The organism is Streptomyces zagrosensis (assembly GCF_014203645.1).
In the GTDB taxonomy this organism is placed as follows: domain Bacteria; phylum Actinomycetota; class Actinomycetes; order Streptomycetales; family Streptomycetaceae; genus Streptomyces; species Streptomyces zagrosensis.
The window spans coordinates 15,904-39,884 of the sequence record NZ_JACHJL010000035.1 but is presented as its reverse complement, the minus strand read 5'-3'; the positions used below and the strand labels follow the sequence as shown (position 1 = coordinate 39,884).

The following is a 23,981-nucleotide window of genomic DNA, read 5'->3' as shown; positions in this document are numbered from 1 at the left end:
GGGTCCGCGTACACCGCCACACTCTCGATCCCCGCATCCCGACAGGCACGAGCAACACGGACAGCGATTTCGCCACGGTTGGCGATGAGCACCTTACGCATGGGTCTCCGATTCCCTTTCCTGGCCGTCTCGGACGCCCGAGCTGCCCCTCATCACCTTGCCGCCTCGGCCAGGCGCGCCACTTTTGATAACGCCGTGGCCGGCGTTGTTATTGTCTTTGTCCGGGCGTTGCGCACGGCACAGCGCCCACAGCCCGCAGCCCCGGAACCGCGCCCGGCACTTCGGTGCGCGCCCCGCTCGGCGGGTGGCCGCCGGGGTGCGCGCCGTTTACGACGTCCACGCCCCCGGGGCCCGGTAGCCGAGGCCGCCCCGCCGGCCGGGTCCTGGGTGGTCCCAGCTCACTCGGGAGCGGTCGATGCCGTCGTCAAGGCGCCGGCGCGGGCCCGCACTTTGGGCCAGGGCGGCGAACAGCGCTGTGAGCGCGGCGACTTCCTCGGCGCCCGCGGTGCCGCGTACCACGCACAGCCGCGGCGCCCCGTCCCGCACCGCAGTGTCCGTAGCGGTGTCCGTCGCGGCGCTTCCTGCACTTCGCGCCAGCGCGATCTGTTCCGCACCCCGTGCCTCCACCGCGCCCTCAGTGCCCCGCTCCGCTACCGCGCCCACCGCACCCCGCATCGCCACCGTGCTCCCCGCTCCTCGCATCACCACGGCGCTTACCGCGCCACCTGACACCGCAGCAGCCTGCGGATGCTTGTCTCGTACGGCGCCCGGAGCGCCGTTTCGGCCGGTACTGCCCATCACACCGGCGGGTTTCCGTGCTTACGCGACGGCAGGTTCGCGTGCTTCGTACGGAGCATGGCCAGCGAGCCGATCAGCGCGGAGCGGGTCTCGCGTGGGTCGATGACGTCGTCCACCAGGCCGCGCTCGGCGGCGTAGTACGGGTGCATCAACTCGCTCTGGTATTCCTTGATCTTCTGCTGGCGCATCGCGTCCGGGTCGTCGGCTGCGGCGATCTCGCGGCGGAAGATGACGTTGGCCGCGCCCTCGGCACCCATCACCGCGATCTCATTGCTGGGCCAGGCCAGCGAGACGTCCACGCCGATCGAGCGGGAGTCCATGACGATGTACGCGCCGCCGTACGCCTTGCGCAAGATGACCTGCACCCGGGGCACGGTGGCGTTGCAGTACGCGTACAGCAGTTTGGCGCCATGGCGAATGATGCCGCCGTGCTCTTGGTCAACACCGGGCAGGAAGCCGGGCACGTCCACCAGGCTGACCAGCGGGATGTTGAACGCGTCGCAGGTCTGCACGAAGCGTGCGGCCTTCTCGCTAGCGTGGATGTCCAGAACTCCGGCGAGCGAGGCGGGCTGGTTGGCGACAATGCCCACGACATGGCCGTCGAGCCGCGCCAGGGCGCAGATGATGTTGGTGGCCCAAGTCGGTTGGACCTCGAAGAAGTCGTGGTCGTCCACGATCTCCTCAATGACCTTGCGCATGTCGTACGACTGGTTGGGATCGCCGGGCACCAGGTCGAGGAGCGCGTCCACGCTGCGGTCGGCCGGGTCCTCGGTCTCCTCCACCGGTGACGTCTCGCGGTTGTTCTGCGGGAGCATCGACAGCAGGTAGCGGACCTCTTCGAGGCAGCTTTCCTCATCGTCGTACGCGAAGGCCGCGACCCCCGAGATGGAGGCGTGCACATCGGCGCCACCGAGGCCGTTTTGGCTGATCTCCTCGCCGGTGACGGCGCGGACGACGTCGGGTCCTGTGATGAACATCTGCGAGGTCTCGCGGACCATGAACACGAAGTCGGTCAGGGCCGGGCTGTACGCCGCGCCGCCCGCGCACGGGCCGAGCATCACCGAGATCTGCGGGATGACGCCCGAGCAGCGGGTGTTGCGCTGGAAGATGCCGCCGTAGCCGGCGAGCGCGGTGACGCCCTCTTGGATACGGGCCCCGGCGCCGTCGTTGAGGGAGACCAGCGGGGCGCCGGCCGACTCGGCGAGGTCCATCAGCTTGTGAATCTTGGTGGCGTGGGCCTCGCCGAGCGCACCGCCGAAGATGCGGAAGTCGTGGGCGTAGACGAAGACGGTGCGGCCGTGCACGGTGCCCCAGCCGGTGATGACGCCGTCCGTGTGCGGCTTCTTCTTCTCCAGGCCGAAGCCGGTGGCGCGGTGCCTGCGCAGCGCCTCGATCTCGTGGAAGGAGCCCTCGTCCAGCAGAAGTGCGATGCGTTCGCGTGCGGTGAGCTTGCCCTTGGCGTGCTGGCGCTCGGTGCCGGCCGGGTCGCCGGCGGCGATGGCTTCTTTCAACTCCCGTAGCCGCAGGAGTTGTTCGGACAGTCCTCCGGTACCCGGGTCCTCTGGCAGGTCGTCGGTGGTGACCCGCCGATCGTCGGTGATGCTCATCTACACGGTCCCCCTGGCTTACTGGCTTGCTGGCTTCAGACCGCCGCGACGGCGGCTGTGGGCGCGAGGGCGTCGAGGGTCTTGACCAGTCGGCGCTCGTCGTGGGTGGTGAATGACGTCAGCTCGGGCACGATGCGACGGCACAGGCCGCTGAGCACCTTGCCGGGGCCGACCTCGACGAAGTCGGTGACGCCCGAGTCGGCCATCAGCTGCACCGAGCCGGTCCAGCGGACTCGGCCGGCGAGTTGGCGGCGTAGACAGGCGGTGATGTCCGCGGCGCTGGTGACGTGTTCGGCGGTGACACCCGAGATCACTGGCAGCTGCGGCTCGCGGAAGGTGACGCGGTCCAGTTCGGCGGCGAACTCTTCTTCGATGCCGCGCATCAGCGCGCAGTGGAACGGGGCGCCCACCGGCAGCGCGATGGCCTTCACGGCGCCCGCTTCCTGTGCGGCGACCCGTACCCGCTCGATGGCCTCGGCCTGGCCCGAGACGACCGACTGGCCGGGCTCGTTGTCGTTGGCGACCTCAGCGACCTGGCCCGTCTCGGCCGCGACCTTCGCGCAGATCTCCTCGACGGTGGCCAGGTCGAGGCCGAGCACGGCGGCCATCGCGCCGGGCACCTGCTCGTTGACGGCCGCCATGAGCTCGCCCCGGCGGCGTACCAGGCGCAGCGCGTCCTGCCAGTCGAGGACCCCGGCGGCGACCAGGGCCGTGTACTCGCCGAGGCTGTGGCCGGCGACGACATCGGGGCGCAGGCCGTGCTCACGCAGCACGTCGAGGGTGGCCAGGCTGGTCAGGAACACGGCGGGCTGGGTGATGGCGGTGTCGCGCAGCGCGTCCTCGGGGCCCTCCCAGCACAGGGTGGACAGCGGGATGCCGAGGATGTCGTCGGCTGCGCGGTAGTAGGTGTCGGCGAGGTCGGGGCGGTTCTCCAGCAGGTACTGGCCCATGCCGACCTTCTGGGAGCCCTGGCCCGGGAAGAGGAAGGCGGTCTTGCCCTGGCGCTGGGCAGCGCTGTCCCCCGGCTGCTGGGTGGCGTGCTCGGTCACTGCGTCCTCCGTCAGGCGCTGGGCAGCTTCGAGAGCCGCATGGTGTCGTCGGGGCGAGCGGGGGGCGGGGGCGTCGGGGAGGCGGGCTGCCGATCGCGTACGAACACGGCGACCATGACGGCGGCGAGCAGGGTGACGGCCGCGGCGTACCAGACGCCGTTTTCTATGCCTTCGGTGACGGCCCGCTGCCGTATGTCGTTGGCGATGTCCTCGGTGAGCGGCTTGTCCTTCGCGGCGGCGCGCAGCTTGTCCACGACCGTGTCCGTGCTGTTGCTCATCAGCGCGCCCATGATGGCGATGCCGACGGCGTTGCCGACCTGGCGCACCATGGTGCCCGCGCTGGCGGAAACGCCGACCTGGTCCTGTGGGGCGGAGGCGATGGTGAGCTCGGACGCGACCGGCATGGCGATGCCGAGTGCGAGGCCGGTGAGCAGCATGCCGGGCAGCAGGTTCGTCCAGGAACCGGAGTCGCCGTTCGGGTCGGCCAGCGTGTACAGCGCGATGCCGATCGCCATCAGCGTCATGGCCAAGGTGAGCGCCTTGCGCACGCCTGCCTTGGCGACGATCCGGCCGCCAACGGGCGCGCCGACCACCAGGCACAAGGTCAGCGGCAGCAGCCGTACGCCGGTCTCCTGAGCGGACAGCCGCAGCCCCTCTTGGAGGTAGATCGACAGATAGAAGATGACCGAGAACATGCCGGCGCCCATCAGGAAGGACGTCGCGATGCTGCCGCCGAAGGAGGGCCTACGGAACCAGCCCAGGTCGATGATGGGAGCGCGCGAGCGGGATTCCACGAACAGGAAGCCGAGCAGGAGCAGCGCGCCACCCGCGAAGAGCAGCAGCACCTTCGCCGAGGTCCAGCCCCAGGAGTTGCCGTTGATCAGGGCCAGGTTGATGCAGAGCAGCGAGGTGCTGAGCAGGCCGAGGCCCGGCAGGTCCAGTGACCTCTCGGTACCGGCGGCGGGGCGTTCGTCGGCGCCCATGCCCGCCAGCGTCGCGAAGATGACGATGGCGCCGATCGGCACGTTGATCAGGAAGATCCATTCCCACCCAGCGTGATCTACCAGGACTCCGCCGATCAGCGGGCCGAGCGCGGTGGCGAGGCCGCCGACCGCACCCCAGAGCATCATGCCCTTGGCCCGCTTCTCGCCCTCGAAGGACGAGTAGATGATGGCCAGGGTCAGCGGCAGCACGACGGCGCCGCCCACGCCCTGGATCACGCGGCCGATGTGCAAGGTGGTGATGTGGTCCCAGCCGAACAGGGTGATCTCGCCCGCGCCTGCGCACAGTGCAGAGCCCGCGAGGAAGACGACCACGCCGACGACGTAGATCATCCGCTGCCCGTACAGGTCGCCGAGGCGGCCGGCGGTGACGATGAAGACCGCCAGGGCCAGCATGTAGGCGTTGGCCACCCACTCCAGGTCATCGAACGTGGCGTGCAGATCGGTGCCGATGGTCGGCATGGCCACGGTGACCACGGTGACGTCGAGCAGCGCGATGAACAGGCCAAGGAGCGCGGCCAACAAGGTGAGCCCGGGCTTGTTGCGCGGTGGCAACGCCCTCAGTTGCACGGTGTGTCCCGACACGATGTCTCCTCCGTTTCGATGTCAGGCTGACCGGTGGTGGTCAGCGAACGCGATGATCAAGTCGGCCACTTCTTGCGCCTGTTCGACATGGCAGAAGTGGCTGAAGCGAGGGTCAAGGCGCAGTTCTGCGCTTGGCATGTCCGCTCGCAGCGCATCGGCACGATCGCCGAGCAGCCCGGGGTCGTGCGGGCTGCCGATCACCAACGTGGGAACCGATACGTGAGACAGCGCCAGGCTGGAAGCCGCACTGTACTGGTCGAAAAGCGCGAGGAAGGCCTGGGGGCCCATCTTCTCCAGCATCTTGCGCACCATGGCCGAGAAGATGTCGGGGTCCATGGTGTGCGCCCGCTCGCCCAGCCGGGTTTGCAGCCCGGCGGTCATGACGGCCGCGAACTGTTCCCGGAAGCCGTCGAAGATCGCCCAGTCCACCGGTTGGGTCGGCGACCAGTAGAACGGTGAGAGCAGGATCAGCGCGTCAAGCTTCGGGTTGGCGCCCGAAGCCAGCCATTGGAGTACGGAGTTGGCGCCCATCGAGTGGGCCACGAGCACCGACACCGGCTCGGGCACCATCTGGAGGCCGCCCTCGATCCACTGGCCGCTGGTGGCGCGGGCGCGCCACCGATAGGTCCCGCCCGACCGCCACGGCATGTCGAGCGGGAAGCTACGGAACTTGCCGGACAGCAGCTGGCTCAGCTTGGTGTAGCTGCTCCAGTCGTCCTCGAGCCCGTGCACGAGAGCCGCGGCGGGCAGCTCAGCGAAGCGGTGTACGGCCAACTCCTCGCCGTACAGCAGCGATTCACTCACCGGGGACGATGCCACGCCGCGGCTCATCACTTGCCTCCGGCGTCCGTGAGATGCAGCAGGGTCACATTGCCCTGTGGGCCCATGGCGCCGAAAACGGCGGTGCCGCGCACTTCGCGTGCGAGCTGCCGGCCGAGTGCGAGCGCGCTGGTGCCGGTGGCCTGTGGGGCCCCCTGCACGATGGTGACCTCGGTGCCTGCGCCACGGGCTGCGACCCAGGCGCGTGCCGCGTCGGCTGCTCGCGCGCCCTCGTCGTACGGCGGCAGGCACAGGTGGAGTTGGTCCACTCCGTCCGCTCCGCCGAGTCGGTCAAGGGCGGAGCCAAGGACCCGGGCCGCGTGGTGCGGCTCGTCGGGCAGCATCCGCCGGGTGCCGCCGGTCAGGTAGGCGTACGGCACTACCCGGCGCTCCGCGGCGGCCTGTTGCGGCTCCAGGTGGAACAGGCAGGCACCGAACGCGTCGGCGCGCGGCCCGGTCACGGGTTGCGCTGCGGTGGGCGGCGGGCCCTCGATGGTGCCGGCCAGGACGCTGTCCGCGCGGCCGGCGACCAGCGCACGGGCGCCGAGCAGCAACGCCTCGTATCCCGCGGTGAGCAGGTCGACGAGGGTGATGTTGAATGCCTTGAAGCCGCCTGCGATGGCTAGTTGGCCCGCGGGTACGTTCACGGAGAAGTTGGGGCACTCGACGGGACTGATGCCGGGTATGCCCTCGGCGATCAGGGCGCGGTCGATGCGGTCCACGATGGCGTCCACCGCGAAGTTGGTGCCGATGACCACGCCGGTGCGGGCGTTGGCCTCGGTGCGCTCTTCCGGCTCCATGGTGTCGGGGTGGCGCTTGGCGTCGGCGAGGGCGAGCCGCACCGCGGCCAGGGCCGCGCGGGTGGGCTCGGGGAAGAACTTCCAGCCGCGCTTGCCGAGGAAGTCCGCAGGATGGAAGGTGTCCATCGGGTCGATCGTCAGCGGAAGCGCGGGCGTGGTCCGCTCGTCGTCGCGAATGCCGAGGGTGGTGACCTCGGCCAACTCCTTGACGCCGATGGCCGGGCGGGTGACGGGGCCTATGCCAGTGATGGCGGCCAATGGTCTGCCATGCGTGCTCATCGCGTAACCCCCGAAGTAACCGCAATACCCGAAGTAGCCCCAGAACCTGAAGTGACAGCAGTGACAGCAGTAGCCGCAGACTCCGCGGTAGCCGAGGAGAGCGGCTCCGCCGCTCCGATGGCGACCGTGATGTTGTTGCCCCCGAACGCGTACGCGTTGACCAGTACGGCGTCACCGGCCGTCGCCTGCGGCACGTCCCGTACCAGGCGCAGCTCGCACTCGGGGTCGGTCTGGCGCAAGGTGCCCACCGGGGGCACCAGCTGGTGCCGGACTACCAGGGCCGCGGTCACGCAGGAGAAGGCGCCGGCGGCACCGCCGCTGTGACCGAGCGATGCCTTGATGGCGGCGACCGGTACGTCGGGGGTTCGCTGGGCGAGCACCCGGGCCGTGGTGCGGCTCTCGGTGCTGTCGTTGGCGGGTGTGCCGGTGCCGTGGCTGAGTACGGCACCGATGGCCTGTTCGGTGATACCGCCGCGGGCCAGCGCCTCGCGGGCGGCCCGGTCGGCCTGTTCGCCGCTGACGTCGGGCGCGGTGACATGGCTGGCGTCGCAGCTCCAGCCGGCGCCGAGGACCTTCGCGTAGGGGCGCTGGCCGCGCTGGGCCGCGTGCTCGGCGGACTCCAGGACGAGGAAGGCCGCGCCCTCCCCGTACACCGTGCCGCCACGCTCGGCGTCGAAGGGGCGGCAGTGCAGCTTGTCCGCCGCGCCCAGCCGCAAGAAGGCGCCTATCGCGGGCCGCGACACTGCCTCGGCCCCTCCGACGAGCACCAGGTCGGCCTCACCAGAGGTGATCATCTCGACGCCGAATGACACGGCGTACGCTCCAGCAGCGCAGGCCGTGGAGACGGTGCCGCCGGGGCCGTGCAGGTCCAAGGCGGAGGCCACGATGGCCGCGGTGCCAAACGGGTACCACTGCACCCCGGTCAGCTCCCGCAGGCCATCGCGCTCCTGCTCGCGCAGATCGCTGTCCCCGTTGCCGGTGCCCACGCAGACACCGACGCCGTCCAGCACCTCCTGCGGTGCGCCGGCCAGGCCGGCGTCTGCGAACGCGGAGCGGGCCGCGGCCACCGCGAAGCCACTGGCCCGCCCGAGGTCAGCGGCCACCGCGGGGGCGTCCTCGACCAGATAGGTCAAGGAGCCGTGTATGGCCGTGCCCGGGTAGTCCAGCGGGCGTATCGGAACGTCGCCGCGCAGCAGCCCGTTCCAGTAGTCCTCCAGGGTGTGGCCCAGCGGTGAGACCACGCCGAGCCCCGTGATGACGACATCGGTCATGGCGCTCACGCTTCCCACGAGAGGCCCTCGGAAGGGCGCATGACGGCGATGGCGTACCCGACGGTCGCCACCGGGTCATCGCCCACGAAGGACGTGCCGCTGAAGATGACGTTGTCGCCGACGTACTGATCGACGCGCACCTCGTGCCGCAGCGTGTCGCCCGGGTAGACCGAGCGGTGCAGCTCCACCTCACGGGCGGCGGCCAGGATCAACGAGCCCGCGCGCTCCCGCCCCTGGGCCTTGATGCGCTCCATCCACAGCACCGCGCCGCCCTGTCCCCAGGACTCGATGAGCAACGAGGTCGGGTAGGCGAAGGCCCGGGTTCCCAGGTCGGGTGCCATACGGGCGTAGCAAGGCTCGCTGCCGCTGACGGTCTTGGTGGTCACGATCCGGTCGTACGGGTCCATCTCCAGGACCCGGTCCACGAGCAGGATGGGATGGGCGTGCGGGATGATGCGGCGAATATCCGCGTAATCAAGCATGGTTCCCCCGATTTGGCTGCTCATCGCAGCCGGTACCGCATTTTGAGTAGGGCAGCCTTCGCATCACCCGTGGTGCAGTGTGCGATGACCGCGAGCGTGCCGGGCTCGTCGCCGGGCCGGCACTCACAGTGCACCCGCAGCTCATCGCCCGGGCGCAGGGCCGTGGTGAAACGCACCGAGTCCAGCCCGGACAGCTCCGCGTTGGCCTCGGGCCCGCGGGTCTTTTGTACGAGGTGGATCACCGCCTGGTAGGCGGTCTCGATGAGGAAGGCACCGGGATAGATGGTCATCTCCGGGTAGTGGCCCTCCAAATACGGGTCATCGGCGCGGATCAGCTTGACGGCGACGACCTCGGAGTCGGACAGCACGGTCACCGTGTCGATGGCAGCGATCGGTGACGCCCGCAGCTTCGGCCCGGTGACAATGACCGTCTCGGGTACGCCGGCGGTCACCGGCTCCGCAGCGAGGCTGGTCACAGCGACACTCCGCCGTCGATCTCGATGACCTCGCCGGTGATGTACCTGGCACGGTCGGAGACCAGGAAGGACACCAGCTCGGCGACCTCGTCGGCGCCGCCGTAGCGCTTCATCGGGATGGACTTCAGAGCCTGGGCGCGGATCTTCTCCGGCAGCGCCTCGGTCATGTCGGTCTCGATGAAGCCGGGCGCGACGACGTTGACCCGGATGCCGTACCCGGCAACCTCCTTGGCCAGCGACTTGCTCATGCCCTGGATACCGGCCTTGGACGCCGAGTAGTTGGACTGCGTGGCGTGCCCGTAGACCCCCGAGATGGAGGACATGTTGACGATGACGCCGGCCTTGGCCTTCATGTAGTCGAAGACCACCGAGCGGCAGAAGTTGAAGGTGCCGTTGAGGTTGGTCTCAATGACGGCCGTCCAGTCCTCCGGGGGCATCAGCACCATCGGGTTGTCCTTGACGATGCCCGCGGAGTTGACGAGGACGCAGACCGGGCCGAGGTGGGCCTTGGCGTCCTTGACGAACGCCTGTACCGCGTCGTAGTCGGACACGTCACACGGCGCGTGGTAGACCTGCGCGCCGTGTTCACGAATGAGCTTTTCGGTCTCGGCCGCCGCTTCGGTGCCGCTGCGGTAACAAAACGCGATGTCGTAGCCGTCTGCGGCCAGTTGTACGGCGGTGGCGCGGCCGATGCCGCGCGAGCCGCCGGTGACGATGGCCATCCGGCGCTCGGTGTCGGTCCCGGTCTCGGTCACTGGGCTGTCCTTCCCCTGTTATGCGATGAGTGGGGCCACGGCGTCAGCCGCAGCCGCCCGCGGTGTCGTGGTCCATGGCGCCGTGGCGCTCGATCAGCTCGGCGGGGATGTCCGCGAGCGTGTCGGGGCCCCACTCGGAGTCCACCAGCGGGTAGTTCTCGGTCTGCGGCTCGGTGCTGAGGGTGGTCATGTCACGCTCTCCTTCACGCCTTGGCGGCGGCGATTGCCAGCGCCTCATCGAGGGTGGTCAGGAAGTCATCCAGCCGGTCCAGGCCCCAAAAGCGGTGCCGACCGACCTTGAAGTACGGGACGCCGAAGATGTCGTCCTCGTACACGTTCATCAGGGCCTTCACACCCGCCTCGCGGATGTGCGGCTCCTCGGGGGCGCCGGTGAGCGCCTCGGCGTCGAGTCCGGCGTCGGCGCACACCTTGCGCAGCGTGTCGCGGTCGCAGATGTCCTCGCCGCGCTCCCAGCGGGCGGCCATCGCCGCGGTGTAGTACTCGCGGTGTACGCCCAGCTCCTTGGCCTTGATCCAGGCCAGGTGCGGCAGCTCCCACCACTCGTCGCCCTTGTCGATCGGCCACTTCATCGGGTAGCCGAACTTCTGGGACAGGCGCTTGGTGTCGTTGAGGATGTAGAGGTGCTTGGCCTTGCTCATCGCCACGTAGTGGAACTCGCCACCCTGTTCCTCAAGCGCGCCGATGCTGATCGCGTCGGGCTCGAAGAACGGGATGTACTCGATGATGTCCTGGGCGTTGGGCAGGCGCTCTTCGAGCTGCCGGACGGCCATCCAACTGAACGGCGAACGCAGCGAGAAGTACAGGCGCGGCGGCTTCTTCACGCGGCACCGCCGAGCAGCGTCTTTTGGGTGGCCTCGTCCAAGACGGCGACCGTGCCGGCCTTCTCGCCACGGCTGATCGCGTAGCCGTGCATGATGGTGCCGGTCGCGGCCAGCTCCAGGGTGTCGCCGCGGCGGACGAAGCAGTCCATCCGCGCCGTGTACATGGTGTCCTTGAGGATGTCCTCAACAGTGAAGACGGTGTGCACCGTCTCCTCCATGTAAATGTCGGACACCATCTGCACCCGGGCGCGCGAGACCACGGGAATCCAGCCGCGCTCATCGAGCAGCGTGCCCACGGCCAGGTTCTTGTCGGCCAAGAAGCGGTCCACGACCTCTTCCATGGTGCGGATGTACGCGGAGTGCTGGAGCCGGTCGGAGAAGTGGCAGTAGTAGTACGGGGCGCGCCAGTCCCACAGGTAGGCGTTCGAGCCCTCGGGGGCGAGCACATCGGCGACGCTTTGGCCGTCGGCGATGGTCAGCGTCTGCTTGGCGGAGTTGGTCAGCGCCGACACGTCCGGCACCACGTAGGGCTCCAGGATGGACGGTATGGGCTCGCTGCCCGAGCCGTCCTTGACGGTCACCAGCGCGACGCGGACCTTGCCCTTGAGCGTGGTCACCGTCTCGCCGTCGCGCTCGACGGTGAGGGTCACGGTGAACGGTGCGCCCTGGCCCGGCTTGGCCTTGGCGGACACGACGGTCGCGTACACCTGCTCCTCGGCCTCAAGGGCCACCGGAAGCTGTACGGAGGAGTCCACTATTTCCAGGCCGAGGCCGTAGCGGTGGTAGATCTCACGGGCGCCCACGCCGCGGTCGCGGAAGTACTGGAGCACCCCCTCCTCGACCAGGTACATGAAGTGCTTGAACCCGATCCAGGTCCGGATGTTGGCGCCCTCGTAGCGCGGCGAGCCGACATAGCTGGTCGGCTGACCGTCGAGCAGTTCGGTCACAGGTGTTCCTCCTTCAGGAGAGTCGGCAGCGGACCGGGGGTCACTGAGGAAGGCAGCGGTTACCGCGCTCATGTCCTCGACCTGGTCCAGATGGCAGAAATGGCCGTAGTCCGGCCTGATGCGCAGCGTCGCGGCGGGCATTGCCCGGTCCAAGGCGGCGGCCCGCATCGGCGTCATGCCCTCGTCGCCCCGGCCCACCAGGACGAGCGTGGGAACCGTGATGCGGGACAGGTCATGCAGGCCCGACGCCTCGAACGCGGCGTAGAAGACGGGGAACCCGGCTGGCACGGCCCGCTCAACGAGCTTGTGCTCCATGAGGGACAGCACCTCGGGGTCCATCCGCGAGATCTTGCCGGCGCCGAGCGAAACCCGCAGGCCATCCGACAGGACGCGGCGGAAGGCGGCCAGCGAGCGCAGCCGTAGCTGCTCGGACAGCGAGAAGTCGGCGGGCCGGTAGAACGGCGCGACCAGCAGTACGGCGTCCAAGCCCGGGTCCCCGTCCACCGTGGACAGGTGCTCCAAGATGGCGTTGGCGCCGAACGAGTGCCCAACGAGCACCTTGGGCGGCTCCGGTACGAGCGCGAGCGCCCGCCGCAGCCAGTCGGCCGGTCCGCCGCCCGCCGGCCACTCGTAGGTGTTGCCGCCGTGCCACGGCAGTTGCAGGGCGTACGGGGTGTAACCGGGAATCCGGCTCGTCAACTCCCGCCAGTTCTTCCAGGAGTCCTCGATGCCGTGCGCGGCCACCAGGGCGGGCCCCTCGCCGGGACCGCGCCACACCTGGAGCGGCCCGTCCGAGGCGATCAGCGTCCAGCCGTCGAGTCCGCGGCTCATGATGCGGCCCCCGCACTGACCGCCGTACGGGCTGCCGCACCGGCTGTCTCGCCGGACGCGGCCCGGTCGGCGGCGGCACTGACGTCCACGGTCAGCCAGCCGTCGTCGGCGTCACCGCAACTGACGGTGTAGCGCGCCGAGTTGGCGGCGTCAGCGGCTGCCTCGGTGGTGGGTGCCGCAGCGATCGTGGCAGCGGCGGCAGCAAGGCGCACCACACCGGCCGCCCCGTAGAACTCGCCGACCAGCGCGTCGGCGAGCGGGGGTGTGACGGCGGGGCGCGACGCACCGTGGCGTACCACGGGGCCGCACTCGATGCCGGTGTCCCACGGCCATGCGCCGGGCAGCCCGAGCAGCACGACGCCGGCGCCGGCGATCAACTCACCGGGCGAGCCCGGACGCAGCGCGGCCAGGCCGCGGGCGATCGGGTCGGCGGGCTCGACGCCCACCACGACGGCACGCTCGGCGCGCCCCCCGAGGATCAGCAGCCGGGCCAGCCGCACGGCGTCGAGCCCAGCGGTGGCGCCGGAACACACGGCCAGGTTCGGGCCGTTGAAGCCGTAGCGGATGGCGAGCGATGAGGCGATGACGTTGCTGGAGGCGTTGGGTGCGTCCATCGGACTCACTGCCGTGCCGCCGCGCTCGCGCATGTCGTCCAAGACCGTGCACACCGTCTCGACGTTGCCGAGGTTGGAGGCGACGACGACGGCGGTGCCCGGTGCGTACGGCAGTGGCTCGGCCAGCTTGCCCGGCGGCAGCCCGAGCACCCGGTGCACGGCGCACAGGGCAAGTCGGGTGGACGGTTCCTTGCCGAGCAGCCCCTTACGGCCAAGGACATCCTTGGCATCGACCGGCAGGCAGGCGGGCTCAGCGGGCGAGCCCGGCAGGTCGGTGGCGGCCAGCCCCGGCACGTGCACGGCCCAGCCGCCCACCGCCAGCCGCTGATCGGCCTTGCGGATCTCAGGCATCGACGGCCTCCACGATCGTCACGGCGTTCACTCCGCCGAAGCCGAACGCGTTGATCTGCGCCAGCCGGGGTCGGATGGCCAGCGGCGCACCGCAGACCATGGCCAGCTTCTCGGCCTCGGCGATCGCGGTGCGCAGCCCGGTGACGGGCGGCACGGTGCCGGTACGCATCGTCTGGCAGGCGACGAGCACGCTCATGAGGGCGGCGCCACCCGAGGTGTGCCCGATGGCGCCCTTGATGGCGGTGACGGCTGGCGCCTGGTCTGCCGGCAACCCGCCGAAGACCTGGTGCAGCGCGGTGGCTTCGGTCGGGTCGTTGAGCGCGGTGGCGGTGCCGTGCGCCACGATCAGATCGATGTCGCCGGGAGCGATGCCGGCGCGCTGGTGCGCGTCGTGCATCGTGGCCACGATGCCATCGGGATCGGGGGCGGTCTCGTGATACGCGTCGCAGCCGATGCCGACGCCCCGAATCAACCCGAACGCGGGCTTGTCAGTGGGCAGTTCGAGCACCACGGCGACAGCGCCCTCGCCGAGCAGCACCCCGTCGCGGTCGGCGTCGAAGGGGCGTACGGTCTCGGCCGTGGTGGTGCCCACGCGGCCGATCATGGTGAGCATGGACTCGGTCATGGTGTCGCAGCCGGCGACCACCACCGCGTCAGCCTCACCGAGGTCGAGCAGGTCGGCGGCGAGCGCCAGCGCGTAACCGGAGGCGGCACAGGCGTTGGCGAGGGTGTGCACCTCGGTGACGCCTGGCGCAACCGAGCGCACGGCCTCGTTGAAGTGGAGCTGCGCCAGCCGCAGCGCGGCGGCGTCGCCGTGCCACTGCTCCACGGCGCGCAACTCGCGCAGCCCGGTACCGACGATGACCGAGACCCGGCTGGTGTCGGGGTCAACCCCGGATTCGGCGAGCGCCTTGGCGATGGCCGTGGCCACCCACCGGCCGGCGAGCCGCACATCCTCGCCGATCCCGTACGCACCATCAGCGTCACATGCATCGGCAGTGCTGACAGTGCTGACAGTGCCGGCAGTGCCGGCAGCGCCGGCAGCACTGTGAGTGCTAGCGACGCCGACAGCACTTTTGACGGCGCCGGCGCGGTAGCTGCGCTCGGTGTCGGCGTCGATGCTGTACCCATGGGTGACGTTCAGCTTGGCGGGGTCGCCAAGGCGCAGCGGGGAGGCCCCGCTGCGCCCGGCGACCAGCGCGTCGAACGTGGCGTCGAGATCGCCGAGGCAGCTCACCATGGAGCTACCCGTGATCGCCACCGGCACGACTCCACCCCCTGACGACGGCCGCTCCGGCCGCGCCTTCGGCGGACCGCGTGGTGATCAGCGACAGTTCGCCGTCCCGCGCGGGCTCCGCGCGGTGCCGGGCGAGCAGGGCGGCGAGTTGGAAGGCACCGGAGGCGCTGAACGCCTCGCCGGTGGACTCCTTGACTCGCAGCCGTGCGGTGCCCTCGCCCAAAACCGCGCCGATGGCGCGCTCCTCGGCCTCGTCGAGCAGAGCCATTCCGTTGGCGGCGGTGGCCACCGTGGTGATGTCGGCCGCGGTGACGCCGGCCCGCTCCAGGGCGCGGCTGATGCACAGCCCAAGACCTCGGCTGAACTCCCCATCGGGGCCCGGGGGTTCGAAGACCCCGACCTCGATGGAAAGCACCTCGGCGTCCGGGGTGCGGCCCGCGGCCCGTACCGCGTCCGCGTTCTCGACCACGAACACGGCTGCACCCTCACCGGGTGCCGCGTCGCCGCCGAAGACGGACTGGGCGTAGTGCACGGCCCAGGACGAGTGCGGGCTGAACTCTTCGACCGCGCCGGCGAGCAGCGCGTCCGCGTAACCGCAGTTGATGAGGTTACGGGTGTAGCGCAGCACGTTCAGCATGGCCATCGGGCCACCGGCGATGGTGGCGTTGGGGCCCTGGAGCCGGAACTTGATGCCCGACTGTCCGGCCGCACAGTTCATCACGGCGTTCGGGAACAGCAGCGGGTTGACCAGGTAGGGCCGGTCCTGGATGAAGGTGTCTTTGCTGTAGTCGCTGGTGGACTTGGCGCTGCCGGCGGTGGTGCCAAGCGTGATGCCGATCCGCGCCCGGTTATCGTCGGTGATCTCCAGGCCGGTGTCGGCCAGCGCCTCCTTGCAGGCGACCATGCCAAGCGAGGTGGAGCGGTCGAAGAACGAGGTGCCCTTGCGGCCGAGGTGGTCGCGGACCTTGAAGTCCACGAGCGCGTGCGCGTCGTTGCGCGGCAGCTCCTCCTCGAACATCTCGCTGACGTCCACCGGCGCGGCGGGGGCGGTCAGCGCCGCCGCCAGCGCTTCGGGGCCGATGCCGGCGCCGGAGAGCACTCCGAAGCCGGTGATGGCCAGGGCCGAGGTGCCGGTGCCCGCGGTTGCGGGCGCCGGGGCGGCTGCGGGAGCGCTCGTCATGAGGGCCTCCCCAGCATCACGATGGCGTTGTTGCCGCCGAACGCGAAGCCGTTGACCTGCGCGATCCGCACATCTGCGGTGCGTGCCTTGTTGGGCACACAGTCGATCTTGGGCATGTCCGGGTCCGGAGTCTTGAAGTTGATGGTGGGCGGCAGGAACGAGCCCGCGATGCCGAGCACCGACGCGATGGCGCCGAGTCCCGAAGCGGCGCCCATGGTGTGGCCAAGCATCGACTTGGTGGAGCTGATCGGCGGCGCGTTCTCACCGAAGACGTCCACCACGGCGCTGGCCTCGACGAAGTCGTTGGCCGGGGTGCCGGTGCCGTGGGCGCAGATGTAGTCCACTTCCTCAGCCTTGACGCCCGAGTTGGCGTGCGCGATGCGCATGCACTCGGCGATGCTGTCCCGGTTCGGAGCGACCATGTGGTTGGCGTCGCAATTGAGCCCGTAGCCAAGGACCTCGGCGTGAATGCGGGCGCCGCGCGCCTGCGCCGACTCCAGCGACTCCAGGAACATGGCCGCGCCGCCCTCACCGGTGATGATGCCGGAGCGGTCCTTGTCGAAGGGCGAGCACGCCGTCTCGGTGAGTGCGCCGAGCCGGTAGAACCCGGCGTGCGACCAGCGGCCGACCGAGTCCGCGCCGCCGGCGATCATGTAGTCCGCCTCGCCCGTCCTGATCAGGTCGTACGCGTAACCGAGTGCGTAGTTGCTGGCAGAGCAGGCGGTGGACAAGGTCACGGCGTCGCCGGTGAGCCGCAGTTCGCGGTTGACCGCCTGGGACAGCCGGGCGCTGGAGACCTGGCGTACCAGGTTCGCGTCCAGGCCGCCCATGCCCGCGGTCAGCGAGTCACCGGTGAGCTTTTCGAGCACCTGCGACTCGCCGCCGGTGGTGCCCATGCTCGATCCGGCGCGCGAGGCGGCCAGTTCGTCTTCGTCGATCCCGGCGTCCGCGACCGCCAGGCGGGCCGCGGACGCCGCGAAGAGGCTGGTACGGCCCCATTCCTCGACAGACAGCCGCCGGACCATGTTCTCTGGCCGGAAGGCGTGGACTTCGCCGGCCATGATGTAGGGGAAACCAGTGGGATCGAAGCAGGCGATCGGCGAGACGCCGTTGACGCCCTCGCGCAGCCCCTCGCTGTAAGCGGACGCCCCGATCCCTATGCTCGACACAGGCCCCAGGCCGGTGATGACTACCCGTCGGAGTGACATAAAGCTCAGCCCTGCCAACCAGCGTGCTCGGCGAGCACGTTGTACACCTCGGTGAGGTTGATCATCTTGGGGAGCTCCGACTGCGGAATCTCGACCTTGTACTTCTTCTCCAGGCGGGCGAGGATTTCGATCGCGCGCAGCGAGTCGGCCTCGTGCTCCTCGATGAAGTGGCTGGTCTCGGTGACCTCCTCGGGCTCAAGCTCCAGCACCTCCGCGACAATCTCGCGAATCTCATCGAGCTGCTCCTGCTTGGTGGCAGTCGTCATTTACGGTCACCTTTCTAGGGAATGCGGGGCTGCGATCTTTCGCGCCCTGACTTCTTCAATGTTATGCAGCGAACGACCCTGCGAGCCACCGTTGATGGGCGTTCAAAGAGAGCCCTGAGCGGGTTTTACGGGCCTTCCTGAGATGCCCCGGACCGCTTTTTCCAACAAACGGCAAGAGAAATTAATACCTCGTTACCCAAGAATGACAGGGCCGCAATATTCGTTGCGATTCCATGACATCTCTCAGCGAGGTGCCTGAACCGCCGTCCGGGGCCTGGCGACAGCGATCAGCGAATCAATGACCGCGACACAGCGATCGGCCGCCCAGATCTCGCCCGACATGAAGGCGCTGTCAGCAACGAGCTGCTCCAGGCGCACCACATGGCGCAGCACCTCGCCTGGCTGTACGTCGCCGACGAAGCGGCAGCCGCGGATGGCAGCCAGCATCAGCACACTGTCCGGGCCACCCGTCTCCGCGGTGGCCAACCACAGCAGCGCCGAGGTCTGGCCGAAGGACTCAAAGATCAGCGAGCGCGGGAAGCTGTACCGCTCGCCCGGCAGCCCGTCCGGCAGGTTCTGGTAGCAGACATCGCTGCCGGAAATGGCCTTGACACCGCTGATCAGCCGTCCCGGCTCGACCGCGACCACGCCGTCCACGAGCAGCATCGGGTGCCGCACGGGCAGCAGTTCGCGGATGCGGGCGTGGCCGATGATGGGTGGCCCTGTGACCGGCTCGGGCGCGGTGAGCGGCCCGTGGGTGCTGGTCAGCGGCTGTTCGCCGGTGGCGACACCGACCAGCAACTTCAGCCGCGCGACCGGGGTGCCATCCTGCCGAGTGCACCGCGCGTCCAGAAACCAACGGTGCTCGCCCTCGGCTCGTACAACCGCATCCACCGTGATCTCATCGCCGCCGAGCATCGGTGCCTGAAGTCGCACGGAGCGCACCTCAAGGAGTTCGGGCACCTCGCTGAGCGCGAACGCCTCGGCCACCGCCTGCCGCACGCCCTCCAGCAGGAACACCGCGGGCAGCATCGTCAGATCGGGGAAGTGACCCGCCATATACGGGTCGCTCTCGCGCACCACCTTGGTGCTGCGCAGTCGGGTACCGTCCGCGGTCTGCGTCAGTTCGACGTGGTCAACGGCGCGCAGCGGCGCGGCGAAGGAGAGCTTGTCGTTCACGGTCACCATCAGACCGCTGCCTCCCCACCCGCGGTGGCCGCCGGCCCGGTCGCTGCACCGGCCGACGCCGATCCGGCCCGCGCCGATTCAGCCGGTGCTGATACGGCCGGCGTCGATTCAGCCGGTGGGGCCAGTGCCGAGCTGGGCCGCAGCGCGGTCATCACCGAATCGATCCGCAGGATTTCGACGCCGTCCACCGTGGTGGCACCCTCAAAGATCCAGGTGCCTTCGAAGGCTCGGCTGATGCGCACCTCGTGCCGCAGCACATCGCCGGGCAGCGCCTGGCCCAACACCTCGATGCCGGACATCCCGCCGAACAGGGCGACCTGGCCTGCGGCCTCTTCGGGCGACTGGTCCCAGGCGGACAGCAGCGCCGCACTTTGGCACCAGGACTCGATGAGCAGGGCCAGCGGGTAGGCGTAACCGGCGTCGTCGGTGTCGTCCGGCAGCTCCCGGTACCAGGGCTCGTTGACGGTCACCGCCTTGACGGTGCTGATCCGCTCACCTGGTACGACCTCGTCCACCCGGTCCACCAGCAGGATCGGAAACCGGTGCGGGATCAGGCTCTTGAGGTGACGCGGACCAACGGGGCGCGCGCCGGCCTGGTCGGTTGCCGCGGGTGCGGGCGTGGTGGCCGTCATACGAACCACACCCCGTCGTACTCGTCCCAGCGCGTGGCCAGCTCGTTGGTGTCCAGGCACTGCACGCCCTCGATCAGGTCGGCCGCGGTGAAGCCGAGGGCCCGTAGATCGGGCTCGTCCACCATGACGGGCACGCCTTCGGCGATCAGCTGGCGGACCGATCCCCGGTAGTCGGGGAGCGTGTCGATGCGAATCGGCCCGAACTCCACTACCGGCTTGTAGTCACCCTCGTCGATGGCGACGGTCACCGCGGCACCGCGCAAGGCGAGTGCGACCCCGCTGAGCTGCTGCCGGAAGTCGAGAATGCCGTACAGCGCGTCGAAGAACTGCACCTCAACGGCGCCCCGGTACCCCCGGTCGATGATGCCGAGCACACGGTAGTCAGCCATCAGGCACCCCCGATGAACACGGTTTGGTCGGCGGCCTCGATGGTGGACACGAAGCGCAGCGGGGACCGGAAGCGGACCTCGGCGATGTGGTCGGTGGCGCCGCGCTCGGCGCTGCACGCGGTGCAGGCGATCCAGGCGAACTTGCCCGGATTGGCCGCCAACATCTCCCGCACGATGTGGGCGCTGGAAGGGTAGAAGCCCTCCGGGTCCCGAGTGTTGATCAGCTTGGTGTCGCCGTGTGCCTTCTGCGTCAGCATGTTCGCGTAGCCGCAGGCCCACATCCGGACCGTCTTGCCCTCGTCGAGTACGGCCTGTGCCAGCCGCATCGCGGAGGTGATCACGTCGTTGGAGTGCGGTGCCGCGGTGACCACGAGCAGCAGGCCCCAACGGCGCTGGACGATCTTGGTCGGCTTGCGCGTAGCGGGCAGTTCGGACGTCCCTGCCGGCTGGATGGTCGTGTCCGTCATCAGTGCCACACCGCCCGGCATCCATCGGACATCAGCAGCTTGGCCACCGAGTCCATGCCCACCAGTTTGACGTGCGGCGACAGCGAGCGCGCGGGCAGCGCACGCTGGGCGGTGGAGAAGTCGTCGGCCCACACCGTGGCGCCGAGCTCGGCCAGCGTGGCGATCTCGGGGACGGAGTCGTTCACCGCGGCGAACACCCCGTCCTGAACCAGGAAAACGGACACCTGGTGGCCGGACTTGGCGAGCGCGGAGGCGTCCCCCAAGAAGCGGCCCGCGTTGGGCCCGGCCCAGTTGCCCTGGCTCTCTATCAGCAGGTAACGCGATGGTTTGTCGCCCACCGGCTATCCATCCCCCTCTTGCATTTGAGCCCCCGCCGCATCACGCTCGGCCAGCGCCTTCAGTGTCTGTAGTTGCTTGCGCATCATGAACCCGTCGCCCGTGGCAAGCAGGTCGCCCAGGGGACGGCCCACGCCCTTGCGCCGTGCGGAGTTCAGCCGCACCACGTAACGGCTGGCGTTCTCGCCGCGCGGCTCCACCTGGTACGTGATGGCGATCTGCCCGTACCTGCGCCGCGCGGCGGGGTAGGTCACCCCGGTCAGATGCCGGTTCTCCTCGAACTCCACCAGGTCAAAGGCGAGGAAGCGCTGCCCCACGGCCAGCCGCTCCACGCCCGGCGTGAGCGTGCGCGGGCTGCGGCCCTGCCGCCCGTAGGTGTACGCGGAGACCTTGAGTTGGCACAGCCAGCGGAACGCCAGTGGCACCGGGGCCGCCACGTCGATGGCGCGGTGGTGGCTGTCATACGGCTGTGAGATGTGCTGGTCACACGGGTAGCTGAGGTGGCACTCCGCCTCGGTGGCACCCCAGGATGTGTGGTCGCGCATGACGTCTCCTCAACCGGAATCGCGGTACCGCAACCGCAAGGTGGCGGTCTTCTCCCGGTCAGTGTGGCAGCGCACTTTGACGTCTCTGCCGCCATCGGCCACGGTCTTGATCACGCATTCCACGGTGAGCACATCGCCGGGAAAGACCGGCGACGCGAAGCGTACGGACCGCACCTCGGCCAGCTCTGTGCGGACGCCGCCGATGCGCTCGGCGTGCAACCGCACCGCGTGATCGACAGCATCCAGGGTGAAGACCCCGGGCAGCAGCGGGAAGTGCGGGTAATGCCCGGCGAACACGGGCGCGGCGGGGTCGATGGTGACCCGGGTGTGGATTGCGCCCTCATCGAGGCTCACCACCTCGGCCCCCGGCAGCAGGGTGACCGCGCTCATGCAGCCGCCAGCTTCCGCACCAGCAGGTCGTGAACATCCGGCAGCCGCCTGATCTCGGCTATTTCCTTCTCGTCGATCTTGACCTCGTAGCGACGCTCCAGGATCACCGACATTTCGAGGGCGACGAGCGAATCTACCTCAAGGTCCTCGATGAAGCGCGCGTCGTCGGTCAGCGATTCGGGCTCGACATCGAGCGCGTCCGCGACCAGTTCCCTAAGTTCATCTCGGTGTACATCAGCCTGCGTGGCCATGAATTCTTTTCCTTTCCTTGACCAACCGCCGGAACTTTTACCGGACGCCAATTGCGCTCATTCCGTTCGGCGTCCCGCGCGTCAAACGCTACGCGAAAAGCGGCCGGCACCCCCGCTATGCATGGGTGTTGGGAAAAGAGGAATTTCCACGTACCGCGGTGAGATGGCCGTCAGCCGAAGCGGCTATCAGCAACCAGGGCCCAGGAGACCGCAGCAACTGGGCAAGGCGCAGGATTCCGGAGACGGTGCCATACCGCGCATCGGCACCGAGCGACGGTGCCTGCTCGACCATCGGCCCACCGCTGCCCACCAGCGCCTTACGCAGTGCCTCGTCGGCCGGCGCGGCGCAGGCAGGGCCGCAAAACGCGTACCGCAGCGGCGGCACCCCAACCGCGCCCGCCCCGCTCGCGCCATCGGCCACCAGCGCCGTCAACCGGCGGGCGGCGGCCTCCAGGGCGCGCGGCTGCCAGCTTCCATCGGCGGCGACCGGCACGAACCGCGAGGTGCCGCCGGTGACTTCGCCCAGTGGTGCACGCCCACCGGGGCCCGCGTCGGCGCGTGCGTCCAGCGTCAACGCAGCCGCTCCGCTCAGCGTGCGGCCTGCCTCCGTCGCCCGAGCGGCTGCGACCGCCGGCGCCGGGGCCTCCTCGGTCGCGGTGGCCAGCACGCGCTCGGCCCGGCCGGCGCCCAGCGCCGACGCGGCGAACAGCACCGCCTCAAGCCCGGCCACCACTGGGTTGGTCAGCGTCACCGAAAAGGCGCGGCAGCGCAGCGAGATGGCCAGTTGGCTGGCCGGCATGTTGACCGAGAAGCCGGGGAGTTCGGCCGGGCTCAGCCCGGACGGGCCCTCCTCGCGGGCGATGTGGTCGAGCCGCTGATGCAGCGCGCTGATGCCGTGGTGGGTGCCGGTGACAACGGCGACCCGCTCGGCCGCATGCCCCTCGGGCGGCGCATCACCGTGCCGGGTACCCTGCGCCTCGTTGGCCGCGGCCAACAGGTAGCGGGTCGCCGGAGTGAAGTACTTCCAGCCGCGCTTGCCCAGGAGCGGCACCGGGTCGAACCAGTCGGCGGCCACCTCGTCGGGTGCCTGCGACGCATCCAGGTCGGCGAGCGTACGAACGCCGGGGGCCACCATGCCGATGCCGGTGATGTACGCGTTCACGAGGCGGCCCCCAAAACCAGCGCGGCGTTGTTCCCACCGAAGCCGGTGGCGCTGACCAGCACCCGCGGCCGGGTCAGCGGCACCGGACCGGCCAGCGGCACGGTCAGCGGGCAGTCGGGATCGAGCGTGGTGACGTGCGCGTTGGGCGGCACGCTGCCATGACGCAGCATCAGCGAGGCGGCCACACAGCCGAACACCCCGGCCGCGCCCGCCGTATGACCGATGACGGCCTTGATGCCGTACGCGGGAACCTCCGCCACCGCATCGCCCAGCGCCGTCGCGATGACCTGGCTCTCCACCACGTCGTTCACGGCGATCCCGGCCCGGTGCAGCACGGCAGCGCCGGGCGTGCCGCCCGCGCCCGCGAGCGCCGCCGTCACGGCGCGGCTGAGCTGTTCGCCGCCCGGCTCGGGGGCGGTGGGGTGATGCCCGTCGCAGCTCCAACCAACGCTCTCCAGCACGGCGTACGCCCGCGCGCCGCGTGCTCGTGCGTGCGCGGCGGACTCCAGGACCATGGCCGCGGCGCCGTCGCCGGTGACCATGCCCTGCCGGTCGGCGTCGAAGGGGCGGCACAGCTTGGCGTCGAGCATCCCGAACCGTTCGAGCGAGGCCAGCGCCACCCGCGAGTAGCCGTCCGCGCCACAGGCGATGACCACGTCCGCCTGCCCGCTGGTGATCAGCTCGGCGGCCCAGCTCACCGCGTACACCCCGGCGGAACAGGCCGTGCTCAGGCTCTGGTTGGGGCCACCCAGGCCGTACGTGCCGGCGACGGCCGCCGATACCCGATAGGTCTCGGCGGAGCGGTCGGCCTCGGCAAAACGACCCTCCTCGGCCAGGTCGATGTCGCCCAGCGTGGTGCCGAGCGTCAGCCCGGCATCGGCCAGCGACTCGGCGTCGAGCCCGGCATCGGCGACGGCCTCACCGACCGCCGTGCACGCCATCCGGCTGGTCCGACCGGGAAAGCGGCCGTCCGGGTCGGAGGCGAGTTGGTGCGCGCCCGGCACCTGGTAGACGCGCGGCGAGCCAGCGAGCGCACAGTCGTCGGGGGCTATCCCGGGGCGGTGCTCCGCGCGCAGCAGCCCCTCCCACAGCTCGTCCACCGTCCCGCCCAGGCAACTCACGGCGCCCAGACCGGTGACCACCACCTGGCTCATCCATCCATCCCCCGCCGCTGTGTCACTGCTGTTCCTCTTTCTGTGCTGCCGCTGGCCCTGTGCTGCCGC

29 protein-coding genes are annotated in these 23,981 nt (G+C 69.6%); all 29 read right to left on the bottom strand.

Annotated elements, in window-relative coordinates; all coding sequences use genetic code 11:
* Positions 1 to 101: biotin carboxylase N-terminal domain-containing protein (locus tag FHS42_RS34735; RefSeq protein ID WP_184580116.1), on the bottom strand; the 101-nt coding region annotated here is incomplete at its 3' end.
* A gap of 226 nt (positions 102 to 327) precedes the next feature.
* Positions 328 to 675 (bottom strand): acyl-CoA carboxylase epsilon subunit, encoded by a 348-nt coding sequence (locus FHS42_RS34730; protein ID WP_246495841.1) that lies wholly within the window; start codon positions 673 to 675, stop codon positions 328 to 330.
* Positions 676 to 797: 122 nt separating this feature from the next.
* Positions 798 to 2,405, bottom strand: coding sequence for an acyl-CoA carboxylase subunit beta (locus FHS42_RS34725; protein WP_184580112.1), 1,608 nt, complete (start codon positions 2,403 to 2,405; stop codon positions 798 to 800).
* 35 nt (positions 2,406 to 2,440) lie between these two features.
* Entirely contained in the window at positions 2,441 to 3,454 is a 1,014-nt protein-coding gene (fabD, locus tag FHS42_RS34720; protein ID WP_312867164.1) for an ACP S-malonyltransferase, read from the bottom strand.
* Between the two features lie 11 nt (positions 3,455 to 3,465).
* Positions 3,466 to 5,040, bottom strand: a complete 1,575-nt coding sequence (locus FHS42_RS34715; protein WP_184580110.1) for an MFS transporter — start codon at positions 5,038 to 5,040, stop codon at positions 3,466 to 3,468.
* A 21-nt stretch (positions 5,041 to 5,061) separates the two neighbouring features.
* A complete protein-coding gene (locus FHS42_RS37940; protein WP_184580108.1) occupies positions 5,062 to 5,859 on the bottom strand; it encodes an alpha/beta fold hydrolase in 798 nt (265 codons plus the stop codon).
* A gap of 11 nt (positions 5,860 to 5,870) precedes the next feature.
* The gene (locus FHS42_RS34705; protein WP_184580106.1) at positions 5,871 to 6,938 is read right to left on the bottom strand and encodes a beta-ketoacyl synthase N-terminal-like domain-containing protein; all 1,068 of its coding nucleotides are present in this window, start codon (positions 6,936 to 6,938) and stop codon (positions 5,871 to 5,873) included.
* Positions 6,935 to 8,209 carry a beta-ketoacyl-[acyl-carrier-protein] synthase family protein gene (locus tag FHS42_RS34700; RefSeq protein ID WP_184580104.1) on the bottom strand — a complete coding sequence of 425 codons (1,275 nt, stop codon included), beginning with the start codon at positions 8,207 to 8,209 and terminating at the stop codon, positions 6,935 to 6,937. The genes FHS42_RS34705 and FHS42_RS34700 overlap by 4 nt, the downstream gene beginning before the upstream one ends.
* 5 nt (positions 8,210 to 8,214) lie before the next feature.
* Positions 8,215 to 8,715 carry a 3-hydroxyacyl-ACP dehydratase FabZ family protein gene (locus tag FHS42_RS34695; protein ID WP_184580102.1) on the bottom strand — a complete coding sequence of 167 codons (501 nt, stop codon included), beginning with the start codon at positions 8,713 to 8,715 and terminating at the stop codon, positions 8,215 to 8,217.
* Positions 8,712 to 9,167 carry a 3-hydroxyacyl-ACP dehydratase FabZ family protein gene (locus FHS42_RS34690; protein ID WP_184580100.1) on the bottom strand — a complete coding sequence of 152 codons (456 nt, stop codon included), beginning with the start codon at positions 9,165 to 9,167 and terminating at the stop codon, positions 8,712 to 8,714. Before FHS42_RS34690 ends, FHS42_RS34695 begins: the two co-directional genes overlap by 4 nt.
* Positions 9,164 to 9,922, bottom strand: coding sequence for a 3-oxoacyl-[acyl-carrier-protein] reductase (gene fabG, locus FHS42_RS34685; RefSeq protein WP_312867163.1), 759 nt, complete (start codon positions 9,920 to 9,922; stop codon positions 9,164 to 9,166). The genes FHS42_RS34690 and fabG overlap by 4 nt, the downstream gene beginning before the upstream one ends.
* A gap of 43 nt (positions 9,923 to 9,965) precedes the next feature.
* Positions 9,966 to 10,112 carry a hypothetical protein gene (locus FHS42_RS34680; protein WP_184580098.1) on the bottom strand — a complete coding sequence of 49 codons (147 nt, stop codon included), beginning with the start codon at positions 10,110 to 10,112 and terminating at the stop codon, positions 9,966 to 9,968.
* Positions 10,113 to 10,125: 13 nt separating this feature from the next.
* On the bottom strand, positions 10,126 to 10,764 hold the full coding sequence (locus FHS42_RS34675) for a 2-hydroxychromene-2-carboxylate isomerase (protein ID WP_184580096.1): 639 nt from the start codon (positions 10,762 to 10,764) through the stop codon (positions 10,126 to 10,128).
* Positions 10,761 to 12,542, bottom strand: coding sequence for an alpha/beta fold hydrolase (locus FHS42_RS34670; RefSeq protein ID WP_184580094.1), 1,782 nt, complete (start codon positions 12,540 to 12,542; stop codon positions 10,761 to 10,763). The genes FHS42_RS34675 and FHS42_RS34670 overlap by 4 nt, the downstream gene beginning before the upstream one ends.
* Positions 12,539 to 13,507 (bottom strand): beta-ketoacyl synthase N-terminal-like domain-containing protein, encoded by a 969-nt coding sequence (locus FHS42_RS34665; protein ID WP_184580092.1) that lies wholly within the window; start codon positions 13,505 to 13,507, stop codon positions 12,539 to 12,541. The genes FHS42_RS34670 and FHS42_RS34665 overlap by 4 nt, the downstream gene beginning before the upstream one ends.
* Complete coding sequence (locus tag FHS42_RS34660) at positions 13,500 to 14,768, bottom strand: beta-ketoacyl synthase N-terminal-like domain-containing protein (protein WP_184580090.1); 1,269 nt, start codon at positions 14,766 to 14,768, stop codon at positions 13,500 to 13,502. Before FHS42_RS34660 ends, FHS42_RS34665 begins: the two co-directional genes overlap by 8 nt.
* On the bottom strand, positions 14,752 to 15,924 hold the full coding sequence (locus FHS42_RS34655) for a beta-ketoacyl synthase N-terminal-like domain-containing protein (protein ID WP_184580088.1): 1,173 nt from the start codon (positions 15,922 to 15,924) through the stop codon (positions 14,752 to 14,754). The genes FHS42_RS34660 and FHS42_RS34655 overlap by 17 nt, the downstream gene beginning before the upstream one ends.
* On the bottom strand, positions 15,921 to 17,132 hold the full coding sequence (locus tag FHS42_RS34650) for a beta-ketoacyl-[acyl-carrier-protein] synthase family protein (RefSeq protein ID WP_184580086.1): 1,212 nt from the start codon (positions 17,130 to 17,132) through the stop codon (positions 15,921 to 15,923). Before FHS42_RS34650 ends, FHS42_RS34655 begins: the two co-directional genes overlap by 4 nt.
* Before the next feature lie 5 nt (positions 17,133 to 17,137).
* Positions 17,138 to 17,398, bottom strand: a complete 261-nt coding sequence (locus FHS42_RS34645; RefSeq protein WP_184580084.1) for an acyl carrier protein — start codon at positions 17,396 to 17,398, stop codon at positions 17,138 to 17,140.
* A 243-nt stretch (positions 17,399 to 17,641) separates the two neighbouring features.
* Positions 17,642 to 18,586, bottom strand: coding sequence for an ApeI family dehydratase (locus FHS42_RS34640; protein ID WP_184580082.1), 945 nt, complete (start codon positions 18,584 to 18,586; stop codon positions 17,642 to 17,644).
* Positions 18,586 to 19,218 carry a 3-hydroxyacyl-ACP dehydratase FabZ family protein gene (locus tag FHS42_RS34635; protein ID WP_184580080.1) on the bottom strand — a complete coding sequence of 211 codons (633 nt, stop codon included), beginning with the start codon at positions 19,216 to 19,218 and terminating at the stop codon, positions 18,586 to 18,588. Before FHS42_RS34635 ends, FHS42_RS34640 begins: the two co-directional genes overlap by 1 nt.
* Positions 19,215 to 19,607, bottom strand: a complete 393-nt coding sequence (locus tag FHS42_RS34630; RefSeq protein WP_184580078.1) for a hypothetical protein — start codon at positions 19,605 to 19,607, stop codon at positions 19,215 to 19,217. The genes FHS42_RS34635 and FHS42_RS34630 overlap by 4 nt, the downstream gene beginning before the upstream one ends.
* Positions 19,607 to 20,074, bottom strand: a complete 468-nt coding sequence (locus FHS42_RS34625) for a hypothetical protein (RefSeq protein WP_184580077.1) — start codon at positions 20,072 to 20,074, stop codon at positions 19,607 to 19,609. Before FHS42_RS34625 ends, FHS42_RS34630 begins: the two co-directional genes overlap by 1 nt.
* Complete coding sequence (locus FHS42_RS34620) at positions 20,074 to 20,412, bottom strand: DsrE family protein (RefSeq protein WP_184580075.1); 339 nt, start codon at positions 20,410 to 20,412, stop codon at positions 20,074 to 20,076. Before FHS42_RS34620 ends, FHS42_RS34625 begins: the two co-directional genes overlap by 1 nt.
* Before the next feature lie 3 nt (positions 20,413 to 20,415).
* Positions 20,416 to 20,955 (bottom strand): hypothetical protein, encoded by a 540-nt coding sequence (locus FHS42_RS34615; protein WP_184580073.1) that lies wholly within the window; start codon positions 20,953 to 20,955, stop codon positions 20,416 to 20,418.
* 9 nt (positions 20,956 to 20,964) lie between these two features.
* Positions 20,965 to 21,345, bottom strand: a complete 381-nt coding sequence (locus FHS42_RS34610) for a 3-hydroxyacyl-ACP dehydratase FabZ family protein (protein WP_184580071.1) — start codon at positions 21,343 to 21,345, stop codon at positions 20,965 to 20,967.
* Positions 21,342 to 21,596 carry an acyl carrier protein gene (locus FHS42_RS34605; protein WP_184580069.1) on the bottom strand — a complete coding sequence of 85 codons (255 nt, stop codon included), beginning with the start codon at positions 21,594 to 21,596 and terminating at the stop codon, positions 21,342 to 21,344. The genes FHS42_RS34610 and FHS42_RS34605 overlap by 4 nt, the downstream gene beginning before the upstream one ends.
* A 115-nt stretch (positions 21,597 to 21,711) precedes the next feature.
* The gene (locus tag FHS42_RS34600) at positions 21,712 to 22,758 is read right to left on the bottom strand and encodes a beta-ketoacyl synthase N-terminal-like domain-containing protein (protein ID WP_184580067.1); all 1,047 of its coding nucleotides are present in this window, start codon (positions 22,756 to 22,758) and stop codon (positions 21,712 to 21,714) included.
* Positions 22,755 to 23,912 (bottom strand): beta-ketoacyl-[acyl-carrier-protein] synthase family protein, encoded by a 1,158-nt coding sequence (locus FHS42_RS34595; protein WP_184580065.1) that lies wholly within the window; start codon positions 23,910 to 23,912, stop codon positions 22,755 to 22,757. Before FHS42_RS34595 ends, FHS42_RS34600 begins: the two co-directional genes overlap by 4 nt.
* Between the last annotated feature and the right edge of the window lie 69 nt (positions 23,913 to 23,981).